18 protein-coding genes are annotated in these 24,968 nt (G+C 69.7%); 9 read left to right on the top strand and 9 right to left on the bottom strand.

The window, feature by feature from the left end; all coding sequences use genetic code 11:
• The first annotated feature begins 416 nt into the window (after window positions 1-416).
• The gene (locus H0B56_RS21035; RefSeq protein WP_180894830.1) at window positions 417-2,573 is read left to right on the top strand and encodes a glycosyl hydrolase family 18 protein; all 2,157 of its coding nucleotides are present in this window, start codon (window positions 417-419) and stop codon (window positions 2,571-2,573) included.
• Between the two features lie 179 nt (window positions 2,574-2,752).
• Complete coding sequence (locus H0B56_RS21030) at window positions 2,753-3,556, top strand: lytic polysaccharide monooxygenase (RefSeq protein ID WP_180894829.1); 804 nt, start codon at window positions 2,753-2,755, stop codon at window positions 3,554-3,556.
• Between the two features lie 29 nt (window positions 3,557-3,585).
• On the opposite strand, the gene H0B56_RS21025 is transcribed toward H0B56_RS21030, so the two are convergent.
• The 4 genes from H0B56_RS21025 to H0B56_RS21010 are packed head-to-tail and all read right to left on the bottom strand — an operon-like array spanning window position 3,586 to window position 8,151.
• Window positions 3,586-5,037, bottom strand: coding sequence for a glycoside hydrolase family 3 protein (locus H0B56_RS21025; protein WP_180894828.1), 1,452 nt, complete (start codon window positions 5,035-5,037; stop codon window positions 3,586-3,588).
• Entirely contained in the window at window positions 5,034-5,885 is an 852-nt protein-coding gene (locus H0B56_RS21020; RefSeq protein WP_180894827.1) for a carbohydrate ABC transporter permease, read from the bottom strand. Before H0B56_RS21020 ends, H0B56_RS21025 begins: the two co-directional genes overlap by 4 nt.
• Window positions 5,882-6,880 carry a carbohydrate ABC transporter permease gene (locus H0B56_RS23090; RefSeq protein ID WP_219632988.1) on the bottom strand — a complete coding sequence of 333 codons (999 nt, stop codon included), beginning with the start codon at window positions 6,878-6,880 and terminating at the stop codon, window positions 5,882-5,884. The genes H0B56_RS21020 and H0B56_RS23090 overlap by 4 nt, the downstream gene beginning before the upstream one ends.
• Window positions 6,877-8,151, bottom strand: coding sequence for an extracellular solute-binding protein (locus tag H0B56_RS21010; protein ID WP_180894826.1), 1,275 nt, complete (start codon window positions 8,149-8,151; stop codon window positions 6,877-6,879). Before H0B56_RS21010 ends, H0B56_RS23090 begins: the two co-directional genes overlap by 4 nt.
• 137 nt (window positions 8,152-8,288) lie before the next feature.
• Between H0B56_RS21010 and H0B56_RS21005 the strand changes: the two genes are divergently transcribed.
• From H0B56_RS21005 to H0B56_RS20985, 5 genes are all read left to right on the top strand, one after another.
• Window positions 8,289-9,479 carry an ROK family transcriptional regulator gene (locus tag H0B56_RS21005; protein WP_180894825.1) on the top strand — a complete coding sequence of 397 codons (1,191 nt, stop codon included), beginning with the start codon at window positions 8,289-8,291 and terminating at the stop codon, window positions 9,477-9,479.
• Window positions 9,480-9,787: 308 nt separating this feature from the next.
• Entirely contained in the window at window positions 9,788-10,975 is a 1,188-nt protein-coding gene (locus H0B56_RS21000; protein ID WP_180894824.1) for a 5-(carboxyamino)imidazole ribonucleotide synthase, read from the top strand.
• A gap of 160 nt (window positions 10,976-11,135) precedes the next feature.
• Entirely contained in the window at window positions 11,136-11,651 is a 516-nt protein-coding gene (gene purE / locus H0B56_RS20995; protein ID WP_180894946.1) for a 5-(carboxyamino)imidazole ribonucleotide mutase, read from the top strand.
• Between the two features lie 321 nt (window positions 11,652-11,972).
• Window positions 11,973-13,112, top strand: a complete 1,140-nt coding sequence (locus tag H0B56_RS20990; RefSeq protein WP_343063997.1) for an acyl-CoA dehydrogenase family protein — start codon at window positions 11,973-11,975, stop codon at window positions 13,110-13,112.
• A gap of 175 nt (window positions 13,113-13,287) precedes the next feature.
• On the top strand, window positions 13,288-13,755 hold the full coding sequence (locus H0B56_RS20985; RefSeq protein ID WP_180894822.1) for a DoxX family protein: 468 nt from the start codon (window positions 13,288-13,290) through the stop codon (window positions 13,753-13,755).
• 4 nt (window positions 13,756-13,759) lie between these two features.
• Here the strand turns inward: H0B56_RS20985 and H0B56_RS20980 are convergent, their stop codons facing one another.
• From H0B56_RS20980 to H0B56_RS20970, 3 genes are all read right to left on the bottom strand, one after another.
• A complete protein-coding gene (locus H0B56_RS20980) occupies window positions 13,760-14,482 on the bottom strand; it encodes a TIGR03089 family protein (protein WP_180894821.1) in 723 nt (240 codons plus the stop codon).
• 52 nt (window positions 14,483-14,534) lie between these two features.
• Entirely contained in the window at window positions 14,535-17,756 is a 3,222-nt protein-coding gene (locus tag H0B56_RS20975) for a UvrD-helicase domain-containing protein (protein ID WP_180894820.1), read from the bottom strand.
• Between the two features lie 78 nt (window positions 17,757-17,834).
• Window positions 17,835-19,049, bottom strand: coding sequence for an LCP family protein (locus tag H0B56_RS20970; RefSeq protein WP_180894819.1), 1,215 nt, complete (start codon window positions 19,047-19,049; stop codon window positions 17,835-17,837).
• A 184-nt stretch (window positions 19,050-19,233) separates the two neighbouring features.
• Here H0B56_RS20970 and rfbB point away from each other — a divergent pair, with 184 nt between their 5' ends.
• Together rfbB and rfbD are read left to right on the top strand one after the other, a co-directional pair.
• Window positions 19,234-20,265 (top strand): dTDP-glucose 4,6-dehydratase, encoded by a 1,032-nt coding sequence (gene rfbB, locus H0B56_RS20965; RefSeq protein WP_180894818.1) that lies wholly within the window; start codon window positions 19,234-19,236, stop codon window positions 20,263-20,265.
• Entirely contained in the window at window positions 20,262-21,185 is a 924-nt protein-coding gene (gene rfbD / locus H0B56_RS20960; RefSeq protein ID WP_180894817.1) for a dTDP-4-dehydrorhamnose reductase, read from the top strand. Before rfbB ends, rfbD begins: the two co-directional genes overlap by 4 nt.
• A 52-nt stretch (window positions 21,186-21,237) precedes the next feature.
• On the opposite strand, the gene H0B56_RS20955 is transcribed toward rfbD, so the two are convergent.
• Both H0B56_RS20955 and H0B56_RS20950 read right to left on the bottom strand, forming a co-directional pair.
• Entirely contained in the window at window positions 21,238-22,320 is a 1,083-nt protein-coding gene (locus H0B56_RS20955; RefSeq protein WP_180894816.1) for a glycosyltransferase family 4 protein, read from the bottom strand.
• On the bottom strand, window positions 22,313-24,901 hold the full coding sequence (locus tag H0B56_RS20950) for a glycosyltransferase (RefSeq protein WP_343063988.1): 2,589 nt from the start codon (window positions 24,899-24,901) through the stop codon (window positions 22,313-22,315). The genes H0B56_RS20955 and H0B56_RS20950 overlap by 8 nt, the downstream gene beginning before the upstream one ends.
• Between the last annotated feature and the right edge of the window lie 67 nt (window positions 24,902-24,968).

Here is a 24,968-nt window from a genome sequence, read left to right as displayed (position 1 = left end):
CGTATGCCTTGACACGGGCGACGTGCGTGCGTGACGATAATCACTCTTTTAGGAAACTTTCCTAAAAGATTTGACCGGGCCGGGTGGAACGAGCCGAACCCGAGGGAGGTGCCAACCGCAGGATGCGACGTTAATTGTAAAGAAAGTTAACTATTTGGTCGGCACGTCGCGGGCACCAAGCTCGCGTGTGGCGGCACGGCGCGGGCGGCCGTGCGGTGCGGGTGCACTCGCCACCCCGAGCACGGCCGATCTCCTGCGCCGGACAGGCGGTATCAGGGAGTTGAGCGCAGCCGGAACCGATCCGATCCGGTTCGGTTCCGGCGCTGACCACCGGGCATCCCGCGAAGCGCCCGCGCGGCGCGACGCGGCAGTGGCGTGCGCGGTGCGCTCGTGACGACAGGTCTGTAAGGAAGCTCATGAGCAGAGATATCTCTAATCGGCTGGCTGTTCTCTGGCGACGACGGCGGCCGGCTCGCAGGGCGAGCTCGTTCGCCGCAGCGGTCACCGCGATCGTGGTGCCGTTGAGTGTGGTCGCCCCGGTGGCACAGGGGGCCGATACGACCGAGACGCAGGTCCCGGTACGTGTGAACGCGAACGGTGCCGACTACGACGATGCCGACGGCAGGCAGTGGTCGGCCGACCGGGCTTACCGGCAGGGGGAATGGGGGTTCGGCACGGTGTACGGGTCGGGCTCGACCGGCGAGTCCATCGCCGGTACCGATGATGATGCGCTGTACCAGAGCTACAACTACTTCGACGGCGGGTCGGGCTACACCTTCGACGTGCCGGACGGCTCGTACGAGGTCACGCTGAAGATGGTCGAGGACTGGGCGACGGCCGCCGGGCAACGGGTGTTCGATGTGCACAGCGGCTCGGAGACGGTCCTGACCGGGGTGGACATCCATGCCGAGTGCGGTGCGCTGACCGCGTGCGACCGTTCGTTCATCACGACCGTCTCGGACGGCCGGCTCTCGGTGGGTTTCACGATGAATGGTGGGGCGAGCTACGCCACGCTCTCGGCGATCAGCGTCGTACCGGCTGACGGAAGCCCCGATCCGGACCCCGACCCCGACCCGGAGCCACCGGCGGCGCCGGAGGACGTGTCGGCGACCGCGTCCGGTCCGAGCCAGGTCGACGTGACCTGGGCGGACAACGAGGAGCCCGACGTGGACGGTTACAAGGTCTACCGGTCGACCGAGCCGGGATTCGAGGTCGGAGCCGGCACCCTCGTGGCCGAGGACATCGCCGTCTCCTCCTACTCGGACTCGGGACGCTCACCCGAGACGACGTACTACTACCGGGTCAGCGCGGTGGACGACACCGGAGCGGAGTCCGCTCCGTCCGGCGAGGTCAGCGCGACGACCCCGGGACGGGACGACGATCCTCCGGACGGGCACACCCGAGTGGCCTACTTCACGCAGTGGGGAATCTACGACCGTGACTTCCTGGTCAAGGACGTGGACGTCTCTGGAGCGGCCGGGCAGCTCACGCACATCAACTACGCCTTCGCCGACGTCGACCAGAACCTGGAGTGCGCGACCGGGGATGCCTACGCCGACTACAACAAGGCGTTCTCCGCGGCGGAGAGCGTCGACGGCGAGGCGGACTCCTGGGACCAGCCGTTGCGTGGCAACTTCAACCAGCTCGCCGAGCTCAAGGAGAAGCACCCGGACCTGAAGGTCATGCTCTCCCTCGGCGGGTGGACGTGGTCGGGGAACTTCTCCGACGCCGCGCTGACACAGGAGTCCCGTGAGCACTTCGTCGAGTCCTGTGTCGACCGTTTCATCGAAGGCAACGTGCCCGGCCTGCCCGATGGCGCGGCCGCGGGCGTCTTCGACGGTATCGACGTGGACTGGGAGTGGCCGGGCTCGGAAGGCGCGCCGGGCAACGTCATCAGGCCGGAGGACAAGCAGAACTACACGCTCCTGCTCGAGGAGTTCCGGCGGCAGCTGGACGAGCTCGGCGCCGAGACCGGCGAGCACTACGAGCTGACGGCGTTCCTGCCTGCCGCTCCGGAGAAGATCGAGGCAGGCATCGAGATCGGCGGGGTGTTCGACGCGCTCGACTACGCGACCGTGCAAGGCTACGACTTCCACGGCGCGTGGGACGACGAGACGAACCACCAGGCACAACTGTTCTCCCCGCCGGGCGATCCGACGCCGCAGCGGTGGAGCGCGGACCTGGCCGTGACCACCTACCTGGACGGGGGTGCCGATCCGGGCGAGATCGTCCTCGGGGTGCCTGCCTTCGGGCGGGGCTGGTCCGGCGTGCCGGGCACCAACGACGGTCTGTACCAGGACGCGGCCGGACCGGCGGACGGCACCTACGAGCAGGGTATCGAGGACTACCACGTGCTCAAGGACAAGCCGGGGCAGCGTTTCCGCGACGACGAGAACGGTGCGCTGTGGCTCTACGACGGTGACGAGTGGTGGAGCTACGACGATCCGGCCATGCTCGAGCGCAAGGCCGAGTACATCACCGATCGCGGTCTCGGCGGGTCGATGATGTGGTCGCTCGACGGTGACGACGCGAACGCGACGTTGACCTCGACGCTCGCCGACGCACTGCCCTAGGGCGCTGAACCACGGGTGTTGTCCGGGCACGTGCCGCGCGGTCTCGCCGGCACGTGCCCACCTGTGGCGCTACTGCCAGACACAGGGGCGGTTCCCCGGTTCGTACCCGGGAACCGCCCCGGCCCGCCCGGTCGTCTGCAGCCCGACTTCCGCACAAGCACCGAGGGAAAGGAACCGTCATGACTCACTCAACCGCCGCGCGCGTGGGGGTCGCGATGTTCACGGGTGCGGCCACCACCGTCGCGCTCGGACTCGTGGGTGCCGCGCCCGCCGCAGCGCACGGCTATACCGACAGCCCGACGAGCCGGCAGCTGCACTGCGCCGACGGCACCGTGACCGGCTGTGGCCAGATCCGGTACGAGCCCCAGAGCGTGGAGGGCCCGGACGGGTTCCCGGAGACCGGCCCCGCGGACGGCCGGATCTGCTCGGCGGGCAACGAGTCGTTCGCCGCGCTCGACGACCCGCGCGACGGGCAGTGGCCGACCGAGCAGCTCACAGCCGGAGCCGAGCACGAGTTCAGCTGGTCGTTCACCGCGGCGCATTCCACGGAGAAGTTCGAGTACTTCGTCACCAACGACAGCTACGACCCGGCGCGGCCACTCACCCGGGACATGCTGGAGCCCACGCCCTTCCTCACGGTCCCGTTCAGCGGGCAGCCGCCGTTCGAGTACTCGCACACCGGCACCCTGCCGAACGACAAGGAGGGCCAGCACCTCATCCTGGCCGTCTGGACCGTCGCGGACACCGCGAACGCCTTCTACGCCTGCCACGACGTGGTGTTCGGAGACGACGGATCCGATCCCGGTGACCCGCCGGACCCGGATCCCGGGCCCGCGGAGTGGGACGAGTCCACCGTGTACTACGCGGGTGACGAGGTGAGCCATCAGGGCGTGGTGTACCGCGCGCAGTGGTGGACTCGCGGGGACGAGCCCGGAACGGGTGGTCCGTGGGGAGTCTGGCAGCGCGTCGACTCCGGCGGCTGACGAACCGTTCCCGCGATGCCGGACAGGCCCTACCGGGCGGCGGTGGTGAGAAGCTCGGCAGCTGCCTTGCCGTTCACCGCCGCCGCCCCGTACGTGGCGACGTAGGCGGTGCACGGGGGCTGCCATGTCGGCAGCCCCATCTCCACGACCGTCGCGTCCGGCCGGGCGGCGAGCAGGGTCGACATCAGGTCCTGGGCTTGCTTGTGGCGGTGCGCGTCGCGCACCGCGATGATCAGTGACCGGTCCCGCGCGCTCTCCAGCAAGGTGTGCGGCGTGCACCGGGACGGCTCCACACGGGCGGCGTCGGACCCGGGAAGCCAGGCCGCGATACCCCAGGGAAGGCTCCCGGACGCCATCGAGTTCGGCGTCTGGATCTCCACGACGAGCGGCTCCCGCAGCGGGGCAGGCTCACCGGTCACCCGTACCGCCTGCCGCGCGGCCGTGAGCCCGATGGAGCCGTCGAACGCGGCTCGCCCGGCCGTGGTTCGCCAGGCATGCAGCCGCCGTACCCGGGAGGCCGCTTCCTCGAGCCGCCCGGCCCGCAGCCGCCCGCTCCGTACCGCGTCCACGATGGCCTGTGTTGTCGCCCGGATCACGTCGGGGCCCTGCACCGCGCCAAGGCAGAGGAGGTCCGCCCCGGCGAGCAGGCTCCGCACGGCCCCCTCGCACACCCCGACGGTGTCACTGATCGCCTGCATCTCGAGTGCGTCGCTGACGATGAGGCCGTCGTAGCCCATGCGCTCACGCAACAGGCCGTCCAGCGCGGCGGGCGACAGCGTCGCGGGGTCCGCACCGGTCAGCGCGGGTACCCGCACGTGCGCGGTCATGATCGCCTGGGCTCCCTGGGTGACCGCTGCGCGGAAGGGGGCGAGCTCGCGGTTGGTCAGCATGTCCATGGAGATGTCGATGGTGGGAAGCTCGTGGTGCGAGTCCTGCCGGGTGGCCCCGTGCCCGGGGAAGTGCTTCACACACGCGGCGACTCCCGCCTCCTGCAACCCGCGCACCGCCGCGCCGGTGTGCCTGCTCACCAGCGCGGCGTCCGAACCGAAGGAGCGGGTGCCGATCACGGGGTTGTCCGTCGCGGTGTTGACGTCCCCGCTGGGAGCCAGGTTGAGGTTGATCCCGACGTCGTCGAGCTCGGCACCGAGCGAGCGGTGTACCGCTCGGGTGAGCTCGGTGTCGTCGATGGCGCCGAGCGCGGCGTTGCCGGGGTAGGGGCTGCCGGTCGCGTGAGCGAGCCGGGTGACGTCGCCGCCTTCCTCGTCGATGGCGATGACCGGCTGCCCGTACGAGTTCAGGGTCGTCGACAGGGACGTCAGCTGCTCGGTGTCGGTGACGTTGCCGTTGATGGCGAACAGGCAGACACCACCGAGGCCGTCCGCGATCGCCTCGCGCAACCAGCCCGGTGCGTTCGGGCCTGCGAACGGGGCGAGCAGCGTGGTAGCGGCCATCCGGTGCAGGGTGGGGTCGGCGGGCGTCATCCTTTCACCGCCCCGGCGACCAGGCCGGACACCATGCGCCGTTGCACGAAAAGGAAGAAAATGATCACGGGGATGGTCATGACGGTGGATGTCGCCATGACACCGCCCCAGTCGATGCCTTCCCGGGCGATGAACCAGCGTAATGCGACAGGCATGGTGTAACCGCTTTCGTCTGCCATGAGTGTGAACGCGAAGATGAACTCGTTCCAGACGGTGATGAACGAGAAGATGCTCGTCGCCACCAGGCCCGGAGCGACCAGTGGGAACAGGATCGAGATGAACGTGCGGAACCGGGAGGCGCCGTCGATCTCCGCGGCCTCCTCGAGCTCCCGTGGCACGGCCGCCACGAAGGTGCGCAGCATCCAGATCGCGAAGGGCAGCGTGAATGCCACGTTGATGATGACCAGGCCGAGTAGCCGGTTGGTCAGTCCCGCCTCGCGTGCCATCACGAACAGCGGGATGAGCAGTGCCTCGTGCGGAACCATCTGGACGATGAGCAGCATGATGAGGAAGGAGGCCCGGAACCGGAAGCGGAACCGGGCCACCGCTGTCGCGCCCAGTAGCGCAGCGGCCGAGCCGAACAGTACGGCGCCGAGCGCGACGACGGTGCTGTTGCGCAGGTAGATCCACAGGGATGTGTTGCCGATTCCCTCCGTGAAGATCTCCCGGAAGTGCGTCCAGGTCACGCTGGTCGGCACAAGCACGATGTCGGTGGTGAAGATGTCCTCGTTGGTCTTCAACGCCGTCGAGACCATCCAGAACACCGGGAAGACGGAGAAGACGATGACGGCGACGGCGGCGGCGTTGAGGGCGACGCGGTTGGTCCGCTTTCCTGCCATTGGCTTCATCGGACATCCTCCTGCCGCACGATCTGCCGCACGTAGAACACGGTGATGACGAGGAGGATCACGGCGAGCACGATCGCGATCGCCGAACCGAGACCCATCCGGGGTGGGGATCGGAACGCTTCCGCGTAGGCGTACAGCGACAGGTTGTAGGTAGCCGGGTTACCGATACCGCCGGCCAGCACGTGCAACTGGGTGAACACCTTGAAGTCCCAGATGATCGACAGCACGAGCAGCACCGCGAAGACCGGCTTGAGTAGCGGGAAGGTGACCTGCCAGAAGCTTCGCCACGGACCCGCTCCGTCCACTCGCGCGGCCTCGAACAGTTCGCCAGGGATGCTCTTCAGACCCGCGAGGACCGACACGGCGATGAACGGGAACGACTGCCACACCACTGCCAGGGTCAGTACGAAGTAGAGCGGTAGTGGGTCGAGGAACCAGGAGTAGCCGCTCCAGTCGGCGCGCCCGAACAGCGCACCGGTCAGCCAGTTCGGTGCCTGGTTGAGCAGCCAGTTGGCCACCCCGCCGTGTTCGTCGAACAGCCAGCGCCACACCGTCGCCACCGACATGTGCGGCATCGACCAGGCCAGCATCGTCGAGATGACCACGGTTGTGGACATCACCCGGCCCAGCCGGTGGATGAGCAGGCCCACCAGCGTGCCAAGCACCAGTGTCGCGGTGACGGCGACCGCGGCGAAGGCCACGGTGTTGCGTAACGCCTGCCAGAAGACCTCCGAGGTGAGGATCTCTCGGAAGTTGGCCACCCCGACCGACTCGGCAGGTTCGCCGCGGATCTCACGGAGACCGACGTCCTGGGTGGACATCACCAGCATCCGGTACAGCGGATACAGCAGCAGGCCCGCGATGACCACGAGGGTGGGGCCAAGGAGCAGGTACGGCGTGAGCTGGGTCCGCGGCCCGCTGGGTCGCGGACCGCCGCGGGCCGGGGCGGTGCCCCGGCCGCGACGGGTCCCGGATCGTAGTGCTGTGCCGGTCACCGGTCGAGAATCTCGTCCATCTGCTCGGCCGCGGCGTCCGTGGCTTCCTCGACGGACTTCTCGCCGCGGACGATGTCACTCAGCATCTGCTGCACGACCGAGTCCTCGACCTGGACCCAGTTCTCGTCCACAGCGTAGGCCTTGCCCAGTGGCATGGCCGAGGCGAACGGGCCGAGCCAGTCGTCCTCCTCGTAGGTGTCGTCGGCCAGCAGCTCCGGGTAGGCGGGCAGCAGGCCCGCGATCGGCGCGTACTCGGTGACCTTCTCCTTCGAAGCCAGCAGCTTGATGTAGTCGAAAGCCACATCCTGGTGCGGGCTGTCTGCCCATACCGCGAGGTCGTTGCCTCCCGCGAACTGCGGGGCAGCGCCGCCGTGCCGCGCCGGTAGCTCGAAGGCACCGATCGCGTCGTCGGTGAGGTCCTCGGCCGTGTCGGTGATCACGCTCTTGGCCCACGAGCCGTCGACGAACATGCCGACCTTGTCGTTGGCGAACAACCGGGAGATCTCCACCGAGTCGCGGGTCACGGCAGCCTCGGACGACACCCCTTGCTCGACCAGGTCGGTGTACCAGGCGATGGCGTCCCTCGCGGCGGGCTCGTCGAGCCGTGATGCCCACCCGTCGCCGTCCCGCTCGACGATCTCGCCGTCATTGCCCCAGATGAACGGGGCGAGGGCGTGCATGGCGTCGGACCCGCCGTTGATCTCGAAACCGCTCACGCCCTCCTTGGCCGAGGAGATCGTCTCGGCGGCGGCGCGCAGCTCCTCCCAGTCCGTGGGGATGTCGATGTCGAGCTCGTCGAACCAGTCCGCGCGGTAGATGACAGCACGAACGCCACCGAGCCACGGCACCGCATGGATCGAGCCGTCGAGGGTCTCGTTCTCCCACAGGTTCTCCGGGATGGCTTGCCCTTCCTCCCAGTCGTCGACCTGCGCGGTGATGTCGGCGAGTACGCCCTGGTTGGCCCATGTCACCACCTGGGTGTTGCCGATCTCGGTGACGTCGGGCCCCTCGCCGCCCGCTGCCGCCGCCTGGAACTTGGTGTCGACGTCGGGCCAGGGGATCCACTCGACCTCGACCGCGATGCCGTGCTGCTCCTCGAACTCCTCGTTGACCTCGGCCATGAACGAGTTGTGATCTTCGTCCGGAGGGCCGAGCCGCCACACTGTGATCTCCTCAGGGGCCTCGGCCTGGTCGTCGGCTGCTCCGTCGCCACATGCCGCGGCGATGAGAGCGACCCCGGCCGACAGGGCCACGATCTTCGCTGTCTTCACTAGGGCTCTCCTTGTCCGTCCGTACTCCCCGCGTCCTGTGTGAGTCTCCCGACCGTGGAAAAACTAACAGGAAACTTTACTAAAAAATAGAGTATGGTTGGGTCGTTAACGGATCGAGATGGAAGGGGTCGACACGGATGCCAGCCCGACCGGGCACCCCCACGCTGCTGCGCGAGATCAACGACCGTACGGCGTTGGAGCTGCTGTTGAGCTCAGGTCCGCTCACCCGTGCCGAGTTGGGCGAGCGTACCGGGTTGTCCAAGGTGACCGCGTCGCAGCTGCTTGCCAGGCTCGAGTCCCGCGGGCTGGTGGAGGTCGTCGGCACCCGGCCGGGAGGCCGCGGCCCGAATGCCTCGGTGTACGGGGTGGTGCCGTCCTGTGCCTACGTCACCGGGCTGGAGATCGGCCCGGACAGCGTCACGGCGGGCATCGCCGACATCACCGGTCACATCGTGTCGGAACTGACCGTCGACCCGAACGGCTCGGAAGAACCGGCCCGGGTGGTCCACGAGGTCGTGGACAAGGCCGCGCGCTCTGCCGATGTGCCGTTCTCCCGGATACGGGCGTTCGCCATCGGAACACCGGGCATGGTGGACCCGCGCACCGGCGACGTGCGGTTCTCCTTCGACCTGCCACGCTGGCACGGCGGGGTACTCGAGTCGTTGCGGCGCGACCTGCGCCGTCCGGTGATCATCGAGAACGACGTCAACCTCGCCGCGATCGCCGAACGCGCCGGGGGCGCGGCGGCCGAGACGAACGACTTCGCGTTGCTGTGGCTGAGCGTCGGGCTCGGGCTCGGGGTCGTCATCGACGGTGAGCTCTACCGTGGACGGTCCGGCGCCGCCGGGGAGATCGGGTGGCTACCGGTACCCGGTGCTCCGATGCCCGCCACGGTGGCCACGCCACGCAGCGGCACGCTTCCCACGATCGGTGGTGCGTTCCAGACGCTCGCCGGGGGCGAGACGGTCCTCGAGCTCGCAGCGGAGAGCGGGTACGTGGCGCGCACGCCTGCCGAGGCCGTCGAGATGGCCGTCACGGCAGGGGACGCGGCAGCTCCCCTGCTCGACGAGCTGGCCGGCCGCCTCGCTGTCGGCGTCGCCTCGATCTGCGTGCTGCTCGACCCGGGCCTTGTGGTGCTGGCAGGCGATGTCGGTCGGGCGGGCGGTGAGCAGCTTGCGACGCGGGTGCAGCGGCACGCAGCCGCGATGTGCCCCAATCCCCCGACGATCGCGGTCAGCCGGGTGGACGACAACCCCGTGCTGCGCGGTGCGGTGCTGGCAGCGGTCGACAGGGCGCGAGCGGACGTGTTCACTCCGGGCCGGGACTGACATCGCAGACCGCGCGCTGCCCGCCGTGCCGGGCGGCGACGGCGCGGAGTCGCACCGGAGAGTGCCGTGACCCACTCTCGTTGGCGTGTACCCGCTCGTGCCGGTACCGCTCGGCGCTACGCTACCCACGAGGGGCGGCGACCCCTGCGATACCGCTCGCGATGTCGCCCACGTCGCACCGCGGACCGTCGGGTAGGCGCGCGCCCGAACCGGGTGGATAGGGTGGTACGCCGCCACGAAGGAGGCGTGGGTGGTACCCGACCTGCGAGAAAGGCCCTCGGCGCACGGAAGAAGGAACGTTCGGTCACATGGATATGCAAACCGGTCTCCCCGTAGTCGGCATGGTCGGTGGCGGCCAGCTCGCCCGGATGACCCACCAGGCATCGATCGCGCTCGGCCAGTCGTTGAGCGTGCTGGCCGCGGGGGAACGGGAGTCAGCCGGGCTGGTGGCGGGAAAGGTCGTCGCGGGTAGTCACACCGACCTGGCCGCGCTGCGCTCGTTCGCCGGGTCCGTCGACGTGCTGACCTTCGATCACGAGCTCGTGCCCAACGAGTTCGTGCGGACGCTGTGCGAGGAGGGCGTCGTGGTGCGTCCGGGGCCGGAGGCGCTGCTGCATGCCCAGGACAAGCTGACGATGCGCACCAAGCTGGCCGAGCTCGGATGCCCGACACCGGCGTTCGCCACGGTCGCCCGGGTCGCCGACGCCGTCGACTTCGCGGCGGCGCACGGGTGGCCGGTCGTGCTCAAGGCCGCGCGTGGCGGCTACGACGGCAAGGGCGTGTGGATGCTCGACTCCGAGGAGCAGGCGCACTCGCTCGTCACCGAGCTGCTGGAAGCCGGGATGACGCTGCTTGTCGAGCGGAAGGTCCCGATGCGCAGGGAGCTGTCCGCGCTCATCGCCCGGTCGCCGTTCGGTCAGGGCGCCGCGTGGCCGGTGGTGGAGACGGTGCAGCGGGACGGCATCAACACGGAGGTGCTCGCGCCTGCTCCGGGGCTGGCCGAGGACGTCGCGCACCAGGCCAAGTCGCTGGCCCTGCGCATCGCGGACGAGCTCGGGGTGGTCGGCGTGCTCGCGGTGGAGCTGTTCGAGACCGAGGAAGGCGTGCTGGTCAACGAGCTGGCCATGCGCCCGCACAATTCCGGGCACTGGACGATGAACGGCGCGGTGACCTCGCAGTTCGAGCAGCACCTGCGCGCGGTGCTGGACTACCCGCTCGGTACGACCGAAGCACTGGCACCGGCGTGTGTGATGGCGAACGTGCTCGGCGCGGCCGAGTCGCCTGCGATGGGGATCGACGAGCGGTTGCACCACCTGTTCGCGCGGTTCCCGGACGCGCATGTACACCTGTACGGCAAGCAGGAGCGGCCGGGGCGCAAGCTCGGGCACGTGAACGTGCTGGGACGCAGCTTCGCCGAGCTGACCGAGCGGGCCAGGCTGGCCGCGCACTGGCTCGCCAACGGGTACTGGCAGGACGGCTACCAGGTGCACGGCTGACCCGGCTCCGGTCGCCGGCAGCCGAGCCCGGCGTCGCATCGTGCCGGACGTGCGGCGGGCGCCCGTCAGCGTGTGGCCACACGACTGGCCGTGCGCGCGGGGCGGCCGGACAATGATCCGACGTATGCAGAAGACACCGTGACGGAAGGTGAGCGTGCAGATGGCGGTGGGCAGTAACGCACCCCAGGTCGGCCTGATCATGGGCAGTGACTCGGACTGGTCGGTGCTGGAGGCGGCGGCCGACGCGCTCGCGGAGTTCGACGTGCCTTTCGAGGTAGGGGTGTACTCGGCTCACCGCACCCCGCAGCGCATGCTGGACTACGCCCAGAGCGCGGCGGGCCGGGGTCTGCGGGCGATCATCGCCGGAGCCGGAGGTGCCGCGCACCTGCCCGGCATGGTCGCCTCGGCGACGACGCTGCCCGTGATCGGTGTACCGGTACCGTTGCGGTACCTCGATGGGCTGGACTCGTTGCTGTCGATCGTGCAGATGCCCGCTGGTGTGCCGGTCGCGACGGTCTCGGTGGGTGGCGCGCGCAATGCCGGCCTGCTTGCCGTGCGCATGCTGGCGGCGAACGACCCGGAGCTGCGTGAGCGCATGGCTGGATTCCAGGCCGATCTCGAACGCACGGTGCTCGACAAGGACGCCGCCCTTCAGGAACGGGTGCGGCGTGAGTGAGCTGGGTACGGGCCGGACTGTGACGAAACGCAACCCCCGCAGGCAGTGAACGAGCGATAACATGCCTGGGAGGATGCGTGTGGGTCGTTCCGCGCGTGATCGCGAGCCCTCGATACTCGCGTCGGTGGGGAGGGCGGCATGGTCCACGACGGTGGCGTCGGCGAGGACGAGCGGAACGATCCACGACGGTGGCGTCGGCGAGGACGAGCGGAACGATCCACGACGGTGGCGTCGGCGAGGACGAGCGGAACGATCCACGACGGTGGCGTCGGCGAGGACGAGAATGGCGATGAGGTGGCGCAGGTGAGTGACGACGTGAATGTGTACCAGCTTGCCGAGGAGCACGAGCAGCTACGGGAAGCTGTCCGGGACTTGGCCGAGAACGAGATCGCGCCGTACGCCGCCGATGTCGACGAGCAGGAACGGTACCCGACCGAGGCCGTGGAGGCGTTGACCAAGACCGGGTTCAACGCGGTGCATATCCCGGAAGCCTACGGGGGACAGGGCGCCGACGCGGTGGCGGGCGACATCGTCGTCGAGGAGATCGCGCGGGTGTGCGCGTCGTCGTCGCTGATCCCGGCGGTGAACAAGCTGGGTACGATGAACGTGATCCTGGGGGCCTCCGAGGACCTGAAGCAGCGGGTGCTGGGTGACGTGGCATCGGGTGCGATGGCGTCCTACGCGCTGTCCGAGCGGGAAGCGGGGTCCGATCCGTCCGCGATGCGCACCAGGGCCGTGCCCGATGGTGATCACTGGGTGTTGAACGGCACGAAGTGCTGGATCACGAATGCGGGGGAGTCGACCTGGTACACGGTCATGGCTGTCAGCGATCCGCAGGCGTCGAGTCCGGTCAACGGGATCTCGGCTTTCGCGGTGCGCTACGACGACGCGGGTTTCTCGGTCGGTCCCAAGGAGCGCAAGCTCGGGATCAAGGGCTCGCCGACGCGGGAGATCTACTTCGAGGACTGCGCGATCCCTGCCGACCGGATCATCGGTGAGCCGGGCCACGGGTTGCGGCTGGCCTTCACGACGCTCGATCACACGCGGCACACCATCGGGGCGCAGGCGCTGGGTATCGCGCAGGGCGCCCTGGACGCTGCGGTGTCCTACGTGAAGGAGCGACAGCAGTTCGGTAAGGCGATCGCCGATTTCCAGGGCGTGCAGTTCATGCTCGCCGATATGGCGATGAAGGTCGAAGCGGCAAGGCACATGGTCTACAGCGCGGCAGCCAAGGTGGAGCGTGGCGAGCCCGACGCGTCGTTCGCCTCCAGCGCGGCCAAGACGTTCGCCTCGGACACCGCCATGGAGGTCACTGTGGACACGGTCCAGCTGTTCGGCGGCGCGGGTTACACGCGTGACTTCCCCGCGGAGCGGATGATGCGTGACGCCAAGATCACCCAGATCTACGAGGGAACCAACCAGATCCAGCGCATGGTGATGGCCAAGCAACTGCTCAAGTAGGCGCTTCCCGGGCCTTCGTCCGCGCTTGCGCGGCACTGTTGCGATGGGGTGACGTCCCGCTGGAACTGTGGAACACTTTCGGCGGACAGGGCACCATCGTGGACCGATCGCCTTGATGCGGTGCGGTACGGTGCGTGCATCTTCGTCCACGCCAATCCTGTGAAGGAGGCGCACGATGTACGGACGCATCCAGGATCTCGCTGCGCTGATCGGCCGAGTGGGGATCGCTGTCGTGTTCCTCGCCTACGGCATCGACAAGTGGGAAGCCGGTGTCAGCGCCACGGCCGAGATGATGGAAGGTAGCGGCGTCCCCCTGCCGACCGCTGCCGCGGTGTTCGTGATGATCGTCGAAGTCGTCGGTTCGATCGCGTTCGTCATCGGCCTGTTCCTGCCGCTCGTGGGGATCGGCTATGCGGTGATCGGGCTCGGCGCCATCTACTACGTACAGCTCGACGCGGGCCTGGTGGACGGCTACGCGCTGGAGCTGGCGCTGGCACTCGCGGCTCTGGCCATCGGGTTCAACGGTGGCAGGTTCTCCGTCGATCACCTGGTGTTCGGGCGTATCCGTGCCAACCGGAAGGCACGGAAGCACGCGGCCGCGCACACGGCGGCGACGAGCGAAGCCGAGTCGGCGCCGGAGTGAGGTGTCAGCCGGGTGCCGGGATGTCGACCGTGACGTGTTCGGTCTTCCGGCGCCCGGCCACCGTGTCGGCGGTGCCACCGGTGATCTGCACCAGTGACGCGCCCGCCGCGAGGGGTGCCAGTACGGCACTGAGCACACCGTCCGGAAGCGACCAGTCGCGTGTGGACAACACGCGGTCCCCCTTGCCGATGCCGTAGGAGGCAGCGAGCTCGGCGGCGCGAGCGAGAACCTGCTCGGTGGTCATCGACTGCAGGGCCGGTGAGTCCGCACCGACGGGAAGCACCGGCGTGTACTCGTCCCCGGCGAGCTTGGCCTCGGTCAGGTAGTCGAACGCGCCCGGCGCTGGAGGTTCGGCCAAGCCCATGCCCATCGGGTCGAGGCCGACGACGGCCGTCGCCTCGGCAGCCGCCACGGCGTCCTCGCCGCCCGGCGCGGCGAAGGCCACACGAGCACCCTGCGGGTCAGCCACCACATGGCCGCCGCACCACCACGCACCGAGCAGGACACCGGCGGTCTGCCAGTGGGCGGGCAGCCGTACGCACACCGGGTCGCCCGGTTCGATGTCGAACTCCTCGGTCAACCAGTTGGCGGTCTTGGCCGCCCAGTTCGCCACCGTGGTCACGGACAGCTCGATCCTGCTACCCAGGTCCTCGTCGTAGTGCGTGACAAGGGGCCGGGCCGCCGAAGACGACAGCAGCGGGGACAGAACGCGCTCGGTGATGCTCACGCCCGCATTGTGTCAGGCGCCGTGTCGCCGGGCGGTCCCGCGTCCGCGAGCACTACAGCAGCCGGAGCTGCGTCTCGCGCCGTTTCCTGCGCGGTGCCGGGTCGCCGATCCACTCGCTGGTGCTCGCGTCGAGCTCGGCGAGAAACGGTGACCTCTCCCCGCTGCCGCCTGCCCCGTTCGCGGCACTGCCCGTGGCGTGGCTGAGGTAGAGGTACCGTTGTGCCCGGGTCATGCCGACGAACAGCAGGCGCCGCTCCTCGCGCCTGGACTCCTCGTCGTCGCCGTCACCCGGCCAGCGCAGCGGGAGCAGGCCGTCCGCGCAGCCGACGACGAACACGGCGGGAAACTCCAAACCCTTGGCGGCATGCAGGGTCAGCAGCGAGATCCGGTCGGCGCGCGGGTCCCAGGTGTCCACCTCGACCCCGAGGGACAGCTCGGTGAACAGCTGCTCCGGATCACCGTCGCACCGCTCGGCGAGTGGCAGCAGCAGGTCGACCGCGGTGTGCAGCTCAGCCGTCGTAGCCTGGTCGGCCCCGGGCAGCCTGTCGACCGCGGCCCGTGCCGCGCGCCGCAGACGGTCGGCGAGGCCGCTCCCGCCATCGTGCGGGTCACCGCAGGCGGGTACGTACCGGAGCTCGGCGAGCAGCTCCGCCACACCGGGACGGTCGGCGAGCCGGTCGTGCGAGCGCTTCTGGAACGGCAAGCCGGCGCGCGTCAGCGCCTCTGCGATCGCGGCCGCCTGCCGGTCGGTGCGGTAGAGGACGGCGAAGTCCGACAGGCCGAGTGCCTGGTCGCCCTCATCCTCGACGTGTCCGCTGTCCAGGGCATGGAACGACGCACCGCCGAGCAGCCGCTCGATGCCGCGTGCCACGAATGCCGCTTCGTCCGCGGTGCCGGACGCCCGGTGCAGGCCGATGCGCGCGCCGTCGCTGCCGTGCACGGCCCGTAACGCCCGGTCCGGCACCAGGCTGTCCGGCGTGATGACCTGCTGCGCACCGTCGAGGATGGCGGTGCTCGACCGGTAGTTGCGTGTCAGGTGCACGGTCCGCGCGCCGGGGAAGTCCCGCTGGAAGCGCAGGAAGAAACCGACGTCGGCACCACGGAACCGGTAGATGGACTGGTCGGGGTCACCGATCGCGGTGAGGTTGCCCGCGGGCTCGCCGGTGGGCTCCGCCGCGAGCTGCCACAGCAGCCGGTACTGCTGGGCGTCCACGTCCTGGTACTCGTCGACCGAGATCCAACGGTACCGGTCCCGGTAGAGCCCAGCCAGCTGCTGATCGGTCTCCAGCAGCGTGACCGGCAGCTCGATCAGCTCGTCGAAGTCGACCAGGTCCCGCTCCCGCAGCTTCGCGCGGTAGCGCTGCGCACCGTCCGGCAGCGGCTGCTGCGGATCGCCGCCCGCGCGGCGCGCACGGGACAGCTGCTTCAGCAGATCGCGTCCCCGCCTGTCATCGCCTGCGACCTCGGTCGCCACGGCGAGCTGCGTAGCGTGGTCGGCGATGCCGAACCGGGAGCCGAGCCCCACTCGCGCGTGTTGCTCGCGCAGGATGCGCGCGCCGAGGGAGTGGAACGTATCCACCGTCACCTCGCCCGCGTGCCGGGGCGCGAGCCCGAGCAGCCGCTGGGTCATCTCGGTGGCGGCGCGCCGGGTGAACGTCACGGCAAGGCAGTCACCCGGCGGCACACCGCACTCGGTGACCAGGTGTGCGATGCGATGCGTTACAGTGCGCGTCTTACCGGTGCCCGGCCCGGCCACGATCAGCAGCGGTGCGTCGACGATCCCGGCGGCCGCGCGCTGCTCGGCGTCGAGCCCGTCCAGCACCGAGCCCGTCGAGGACGGCTCGCCCGGCCGTGGTGCTGTCGCCCGCTGCGCACGCGGCTCCGGAGCGGCCGCCGACGGCCGCTCCGGCTGTCCGGTCCCGTCCTGCCCGGGGAGCACCCCGGTGGTCGGCTCCGCAGCGTGCGTCCCGGCCGCGCCGGGAACGTCGTCGAACAACGCCTGCGCCATCGCGGCGGACCGCCTCCGCACCTCACCCGGTTCGAAGACGGTGATGGTGCCGTACTCCCCGTCGTAACCGGGTTGCCTGCGTACCTCGCCGCGCCGGAGCCGGGCCACGGCCTCGGCAAGCAGCTCCGAGCGCGACTCGAGGTCGCCGATGGGAACGTCCTGCAGGATCGCCAGCTCCGGGCCGAACGCGGCCGTCAACCTGTCGACCTCGGTGAGCACCTTCTTGCTCTTGGGGCCGGTGCCGAGGATCTCGCTGAGCACCTCGGGCAACGGCACGAGGCAGCGAAAGCCCGCGGCACCGTCCGGCCGGTACCCCTCGGCCCGGTCGGCGAGCTCCGTGACGCGGTTGAGTACCCCGACGGTCAGCGCCTTCCCGCACTCCGGGCAGCTGCCGCCGTGCGCACGGGTCCGCTCCGGCGTCATGCGCACGCCGCACTTGCGGTGCCCGTCGACGTGGTACTTGCCTTCCTCCGGGAAGAACTCGATCGTGCCTGCCAGGCCGTCCCCGGTGTCGAGCGCCCGGCGTACGGCGAAGTAGTCCAGCTCGGTGTCGAACACCGTGGCCTCGCGGCCGAGCATCGGAGGTGAGTGCGCGTCCGAGTTGCTCACCAGCCGGTAGCGGTCCAGCCCGGAGATCCGCCAGTTCATCTCCGGGTCGCTGGACAGCCCGGTCTCCAGGGCCCCGATGTGCGGGGCGAGATCGGCATAGCAGTCCTCCACGGCATTGAAGCCGGACTTCGACCCCAGCACGGAGAACCAGGGAGTCCAGATGTGTGCGGGCACCACGTAGGCACCGTCGCCGGACTCCAGGGTGATCTCGAGCAGGTCCCGCGAGTCCAGGCCGAGGATGGGCCTGCCGTCCGAACCGAGGTTGCCGATCTTGCCGAGCCGCCTGTTGAACTCGGCGGCCGCGTCGAAGCCGGGTACGTAGACGAGGTGATGGATCTTGCGCGTGAGCCCGTCACGCTTGTAGATCGTGGCGATCTCGACGGAGAGCATGAACCGCACGTCGTGCGCGCCGACGGCGGGCGGCAGGGTCCGGGTGATCTCCCGGTCGCGGTCGGGGCGCAGCCGGAACAGGCCGGGTTCGGCCGGTTCGAGGCTCTCGGTGAGGTGCTCGAACCACGCCGGGTGGGTGAAGTCGCCCGTCCCGACAAGGGTGATGCCCTTACGCCTTGCCCACCAGCTCAGGTGGTCGATGTCGCAGTCCTTGCTGCACGCTCGCGAGTACTTGGAGTGGATGTGCAGATCGGCATGGAAACGCACCCGGGTGATCCTGCCATACGCCGGTCGGCGCCCGGTGCCTGCTGGTGCCACCGCGGCAGGCGCGGGTGTGAGGGGCAGTCAGTCGACGCAGGCGACCCCGTCCGCACTGATCGGTTCGTCGCCCGGCTCGCCCGACGGCGCGGGTGCGGCCGAGCCGCCGCCGCGCGGTTCGGCTCCGCCGTCGCCGGCCTCGCTTCCCGGGTCGGACCCGGACCCCGCGGCAGCGAGCTCGGCGACGAAGCTGCGTACCTCCTCGACATCCACCTCGACGATGCTCTCCCCACCGGGTCCGCTGGCGGCGATGTCCAGCACGGGTATGGTCACGAAGTCGACCCGCCCGGAGGCGAACGCGCGCAGCTGTTCGGCGAACTCGAGGAGGTCGAGGTCGGGATCCAGCACGACCGAACGTCGCGCGGCTTCGGCGAGTTCGTCGAGCCTGTCCCGGTTCGTCAACGTCCCCGTCGAGAACGCTTCGTCGAGCGCGGAGGCGAGGAAGGCCTGCTGCCGGGCGATGCGATCGAGGTCGCCGCGCGGGAGGTTCTTCCGTTGCCGGACGAACGACAGCGCATCGCCTCCCTTGACGACCTGACGTCCCGCGGCGAAGTCGGCGGCGGCGTCCGGGTCGCTCGTTGCGCTGTTCAGGCACACCTCGACACCCCCGAGCGCCTCGGTGAGCAGGTAGAACCCGAGCATGCTCACCTCGACGTAGTGGTCGATCCGCACCTCGGTGAGATCCTCGACGGCCTGGACGAGCGCCCTGCGGCCCGCCTGGTCCGACTCCTGCTCGAGCTCGGCGCCGCCGGTGACCCCGTCGGCGAGCAGGTTCTCCTTCTCGGCCTGCTTGGCCGCACCGAAGACCGAGTTGATCTTGCCTTTGTCCCCGCCGGGCGTATCGACCCAGATGTCCCGCGGGATGGAGACGGCGTGTGCCTCGCCGCCGTCCTCCGGTAACCGGAGGATGATCAGGGTGTCCGTCTTGACCCCGTCCTTGTGCTCGGTGCCCAGCTCACGCAACATGTCCTCGGACAGGGGGTTGCCCTGCATATCCGTGCGTGCGTCCGTGCCGACGATCAGGACGTCGACCATGTCCTCCTCGGCCGGAGCCTCGTGGTGCTCGCCCGCGCGGGGTTCGAGCGCGCCGGCCTGGCCGATGTCGCCGCGCAACCGGTCGTAGGTGATGTGGGCATACCCGGTGCCGACCAGGGTGACGATCGCCAGCAGGGCCACGGCGACCCGTCCGGTGGTGCGGACGACCCGACCGCTCGAGCGCAGTCGTGTACCGGATCGCGTCATGATTACCCGAAGCCGCCCCTCCGCACGCTCGCATGCCACGCCAGGCGGACCCAGGCTACGTCATGGGCACACGACTTGTGCATTCGCGGCTGTCACGAGCGCGCATGATCCCTAGACTCCGTTGGGACACGGCTCGTGGTTCCACGGAGCGGGCACCTGGGGACGGACAGAAGGTAGGTACGAAATGCGGGTACTGGTCACGGGTGGAGCGGGGTTCATCGGGTCGCACTACGTTCGGCAGGCGCTCGCGGGTGACTACGAGTCGCTCGCCGACGCGGAGATCGTGGTGCTCGACAGCCTGACCTACGCGGGTAACGAGGCCAACCTCGCCACTGTCGCCGGGCACGAGCGGCTGACCTTCGTGCACGGCGATATCCGCGACGCCGAGCTCGTCCAGCGCTGCATGCGGGACGTCGACCTCGTCGTGCACTTCGCGGCCGAGTCGCATGTCGACCGGTCCATCGCCGGTGCGAGCGAGTTCGTCAGTACCAACGTGCTCGGCACCCAGGTCCTGCTGCACGCCGCGGCGGACGCGGAGGTCGGCAAGTTCGTGCACGTGTCCACCGACGAGGTATACGGCACGATCGAACAAGGCGCCTGGCCGGAGACGCACCCGCTGCAACCCAACTCGCCCTACGCCGCCTCGAAGGCCTCCGCCGACCTGATGGCGCGCGCGTTCCACCGCACGTACGGCGTGCCGGTGTGCATCACCCGGTGTTCGAACAACTACGGTCCCTACCAGTATCCGGAGAAGGTCATCCCGCTGTTCGTCACCAACCTTCTCGACGGTGAGCATGTCCCGCTGTACGGTGACGGCCTCAACGTGCGCGACTGGCTGCATGTCGGTGACCATTGCCGGGGCATTCAACTGGTCGCCGACGCCGGGGTGCCCGGCGAGATATACAACATTGGCGGAGGAACCGAGTTGACGAACAAGGAGCTCACCGCACAGCTGCTTGACGCGGTCGGGGTCGGATGGGACATGGTCACGCCCGTCCCGGACCGCCTTGGCCACGACCGGAGGTACTCGGTGGACACCAGCAAGATCCGGGCAGAGCTCGGATACCGGCCTGCCGTGCCGTTCTCCAGCGGGCTCGCCGACACGGTCCGGTGGTATGCGCGGAACCGGCAGTGGTGGGAACCGCTCAAGAAGCGGTCGTTCGTGCCCCCGGCGACGGTACACGGGCGCGGTGACGCGGGTAGTGGTACCGGATGACGCGGCTGGCGATCCTGGTACCCGGCGGCAGCGGGCAGCTCGGTCGTGACCTCGCCGCGCTGGCACGCTCGTCCAACGCGGTCCACGTCGACGTGACGGCGCCGTCCTCTGCCGAGCTCGACATCACGCATGCCGGTGCGGTCGTCGACGCGGTGCGCGCGCTTTCGGCGAGGGCGGTCGCGGACGACCTGCGGCCCGTGGTCATCAACGCTGCCGGTTACACAGCCGTGGACGACGCCGAGAGCGACGAGCAGCGTGCCTTCGCCGTCAACGCGGACGGTCCACGGATCCTCGCCGCGGCCTGCGCGTCGCAGAACGTGCCGCTGGTGCATACCTCGACGGACTACGTCTTCTCCGGCGACGCCGAGCGGCCGTACGAGCCGGACGACGCGCTCGGCCCCCTCAACGCCTACGGGCGGACCAAGGCGGCCGGGGAGAGCGCGGTACTCGGTTCGGGCGCCGCCGCGTGGGTGGTGCGGACGTCCTGGCTGTACGGGGCAACCGGGTGCAACTTCGTGCGGACCATGCTCGAGCTCGAGCGGGAACGCGACACGGTCACCGTGGTCGAGGACCAGTACGGAGCACCGACCTGGAGCGCGGATCTCGCTTCCGGCCTGCTCGAGCTCGTCGCCATGGTCACCAACGGACGTGGCCCCGCGCGGCACACCCTGCACTGCACCGGCGGCGGGCAGGCATCCTGGTACGAGTTCGCCAGGGCGATCTTCGCCGAGCTCGGGGCGGACGAGGATCGGGTGCGCCCGTGCGGCACGGCCGAGTACCCGCGACCGGCCGCCCGGCCTGCGCGCGCCGTCCTGTCGGGTGACTCGTGGCGCGGCGCGGGCCTGACGCCGCTGCGCGACTGGCGGGAGGCTCTCGCGGCGTTCGTCGCCAGGCACCGCACCGAGCTCGCGGGCCACTAGCGAGTGTCCGGCGAACCCGCGCGGTGCGTGGCGGCTCCCTCCTGCCGAGTGCCTAGCCCACCGCGAACTGGTAGGCGTCGACGGTGGACTCGGCGCACCGGTGCCACGTGAAGCTCGCGGCGTGCGCGCGCCGTGCCTTCGAGTTCGACGGCGCGTCCCGCTCGTCCACGGCGGCACCGAGGGACTGGGCGAGGGCATCGGTATCCCCGTACGGGACCAGGTGCGCGAACGAGCCCGCGACCTCACGCAGTGACGGCACATCGCTGCACACCACGGGCACGTCACAGGCCATGGCTTCCAACACAGGCAGGCCGAACCCCTCATCGCGGGACGGCAGGACCAGCGCTGACGCACCGGCGACCACGCTGCGCAGATCTACGTCGGAGACGTACCCGGCGTCCTGTGACCTGTCGTTGACCATGAACGGGCCGGGCCCGATGTAGACGAGAGGCGGAAGGTCGGGGGCGGTCTTGTGCGCCTCGTTGAGCCAGTCGAGGCCCTTGCGCGGCCCGGAGGTACCGACGAACAGCAGGTACTCCGAGGGCAGGCCGAACCGGGAGCGCAGGTCGTTGTTCGGCGGCATGGCCGTGAACCACGCCGGGTCCACCCCGAGGGGCGTCACGATGATCTTCTCGCGGTCCACGTCCAGGCGCTCGGCGACGGCGTCACCGACGGCGGCGGTCGGGGTGCAGATCGCATCCGCCCTGCGCGCGCCGCTACGGATCAGCTCGGGAAGCAGGGCGTCGCTCGGGGACAGCTCCTCGGGGGCGTCCAGGAACGACAGGTCGTGAATGGTCAGCACCCCCGCCGCGCGCACCGTGCCCGGTAGCACGAAGTTCGTGCCGTGCACCACGTCCGTCGGTCCCGCGAACAGCTCGACCTGGGGGAACGAGCCACGGAGCCAGAACTGGCGTACCGCACGGGCCGAGACCGGCATCCCGCGGGCGCGAACCCCGTGCGGCAGTACCGTGCGGAGCCTGCGCCAGCCGCGTAACGTGAATGCCACCGCGCGGGTGTCCACCTTGGGCATCGAGGCCAGTTCCTCTGCCAGTGACGCCGTGTACCTGCCGATGCCGGTGCGTTCGCCGAGCAACGGAGTCCCGTCGAGCAGTACCCTGAGCGCGCGATTAGCCATCGCCCTGTCTCCCGGAACGCGACGTGCGAGTCATTCGCTCACCAATCATCCTGCGCAACCTCCCGGTAGCTCGTCGAGCGAGCTCGCCGGGACCACCATCCGCGAGGTACGAGCGTACGAGTGCCAGATCGCGGCGTACGAGCGCGGTCCCGCTGGGCCGTGCGGTGCGGGTCAGTCCGCCCGCACCTGCGAGGCGGTCCGCGGCCGGACGCGGGTCGCGGCAGAAGCGCACGAGTGGTTCGAGCACGCGCGGCCAGGTGTACCGCCGGGCGACGTCGGCGATCCGTGCGGAGCACCGCGCGGCGAACTCCTCGTCGTACAGCACCTTCTCCAGCGCGCCCGCGAGGGCATGCGGATCGGCTGCCGGGACGGTGAGACCGAGCCCCTCGGCGCGTACCAGGTCGGCGAACGCGTCCCCGTCGGTGGTCACGATCGGCAGGCCCGCCCACAGGTAGTCGAGCACGCGGGTGCGGAACGCGAACGTGGTCTCGACATGCTCGAGATGCGTGGTCACGCCGCAGTCGGCATCGAGTAGCCAGTTCTGGCGTTGCTCGTAGGGCACCCAGTGCTCGTTGAAGAACACGTGCTTGTCGGAGATGCCCAGCGAGTCGGCCAGCCGTACAGCCTCCGCGCCGATGCCGGTGTCGGTCACCTCGGGGTTGGGGTGCCGCATGCCGAGGAAGACCAGACGGACCTCGGGCCTGCCGTGCCGGAGCTCGTCGACGGCGCGGATCAGGGTGAGGGGGTCGAACCAGCTGTACACACCCCCGGCCCAGAGGATGACCCGATCGGTGTCGTCGATGCCGTCGATCACCGAGCGCGGCCCGGGACCGGTGCGCTCGGGCGGCTCGGCGGGCAGCCCGAACGGCACGACCGACAGCAGTGACCGGGTCGTCGGGTCGGCGTCGTAGAGCTGGGGTGACAACCTGCCGAGGGCGGCGAGGTGGCCGAGCCAGAGGTGCCGCTGCCGCTCGGAGGCGCAGAGGAAGAAGTCACCCCGCTCGAGCTGCGTGTTCAGCACCCTGGTGACCCCGGCGAGATCGGCTGCCCGCGCGTCGTCCGCCGCGCTCTTGGACTGTTCGAGGACCTCGAGGTGCATCGGGTCGTACAGGTCGCAGATCACGATCTTGTGTGCGTACTCGGTGCGCAGTGCGGGTGCCATCTCGAGCACGTGCCCCTGCAGGATGACGATGTCGGCCCATTCGACGGGCTCGGCGAGGTCCCGGCGCCGCGCCGTGCCGACCCGGAACGGCGCGGCCGGGGGGTCGCAGCGGCTGTTGACGGTGACGAGCCGGACCTCGTGCTCGGCGGCCAGCGTCGCCGAGATGTTCCAGGCCCGGATCGCGGGCCCCGCCATGCGAGCGGTCAGCGCGTCGCCGGTGAGTACCAGGACCTTGCGGGGCCTGCTGAAGGTGTCGCCGACCGGGAAGGCGCGGGTGAGGATCTCGTGGGCGGTGAGGTAGCGGGGTAGCGGGAACGCTGGTTCCAGCGCGTCGCGGACCAGCGGGGCGAGGTCGGTGTCGGAACGTACCCGCCGGGCCTGTACCTCCTCGCGCGCCGGTGCCAGCTCCGGCAGCTGCTCGACGAACTGGTCGATCGCCAGCACTCCGGCGAGTGCCTGGCGCGATACCGGTACGGGGGTGGAGTCCGGCGGTGCCGTGCCGTGCTGCAGGTCGAGTTGCGTCGGGTCGATCTCGCCGCGCGCGGTGGACCTGCGTACCGCGAGGCCGAGCGCGGCCGGCAGTGCCGCTGCCAGCGACGAGTCGGCGAGGTTCTTGTACAGCGCGGCGAGCGCGTTACGTTCCAGCAGGAACGTCTCGCGCCCCGACTCGGCGGTGTCGATCGCGTCCATCGTGCCGTGATGCCGGTGATAAGCGAGCGAGCCGGGCACGTAGCGTACGCGCCAGCCGTACAGGTTCAACCGCCAGCCGAGGTCGACGTCCTCGTAGAACATGAAGAAGCGCTCGTCGAACCCCCCGAGCTCGGCGTAGACGGCCGCGCGTACGAACATCGCCGCTCCGGTCGCGAACAGCACGTCCTTGGCGCGCTCGTGCTCGGCGGGGTCCAGCTCGGCGAGGGGGGTCTCGGCGTGGCGCTTGTAGCCCATACCGAACCAGGTGAGACCGGCGTCGACGAAGTCGGCGGTCTCGCCGTCCCAGCCGACGACCTTGCTGGCCACCGCCGCCACCGTGGGGTCGGCGGTGAGCGCGGCCACGGCGGCGCTCACCCACGCGGGGTCCGGCCTCGCGTCGTTGTTGAGGAACGCGAGAACGGAGCCGCGAGCGTGCTCGGCGCCCAGGTTGCAGCCACCCGCGAAACCGAGGTTGCGCTCGGCGACGACCAGCTCGACGGCGCAGCCGGTCAGCTCGGCCGTTGCGGAGCGAATGATCTCGGCGTCCGGGCCTTCCGAGGCGTTGTCCACGCAGATGACCTCGAAGTGCGGGTAGTCCAGCACCTCGGCGAGCGAGCGTAGGCAGCGCACGGTCTCGTGGGCGCCGCGGTAGTTGACGACGATCACCGACACCAGCGGTAGCTCCCGCGGCCGCGCACGCGTGCCGGCAGCGATGTCCCCCGCGACCACGGCCCCTCCTTCAGCCCTCGAGTCACCGGTCCTTGCGCACACTAGCCCTCCAGGGTCACGGGGACGA

Origin of the sequence: Haloechinothrix aidingensis (assembly GCF_013450155.1) — a bacterium.
Classification (GTDB): domain Bacteria; phylum Actinomycetota; class Actinomycetes; order Mycobacteriales; family Pseudonocardiaceae; genus Haloechinothrix; species Haloechinothrix aidingensis.
The sequence above is the reverse complement of the archived record's forward strand: the minus strand, read 5'-3'. Positions and strand labels throughout refer to the sequence as shown.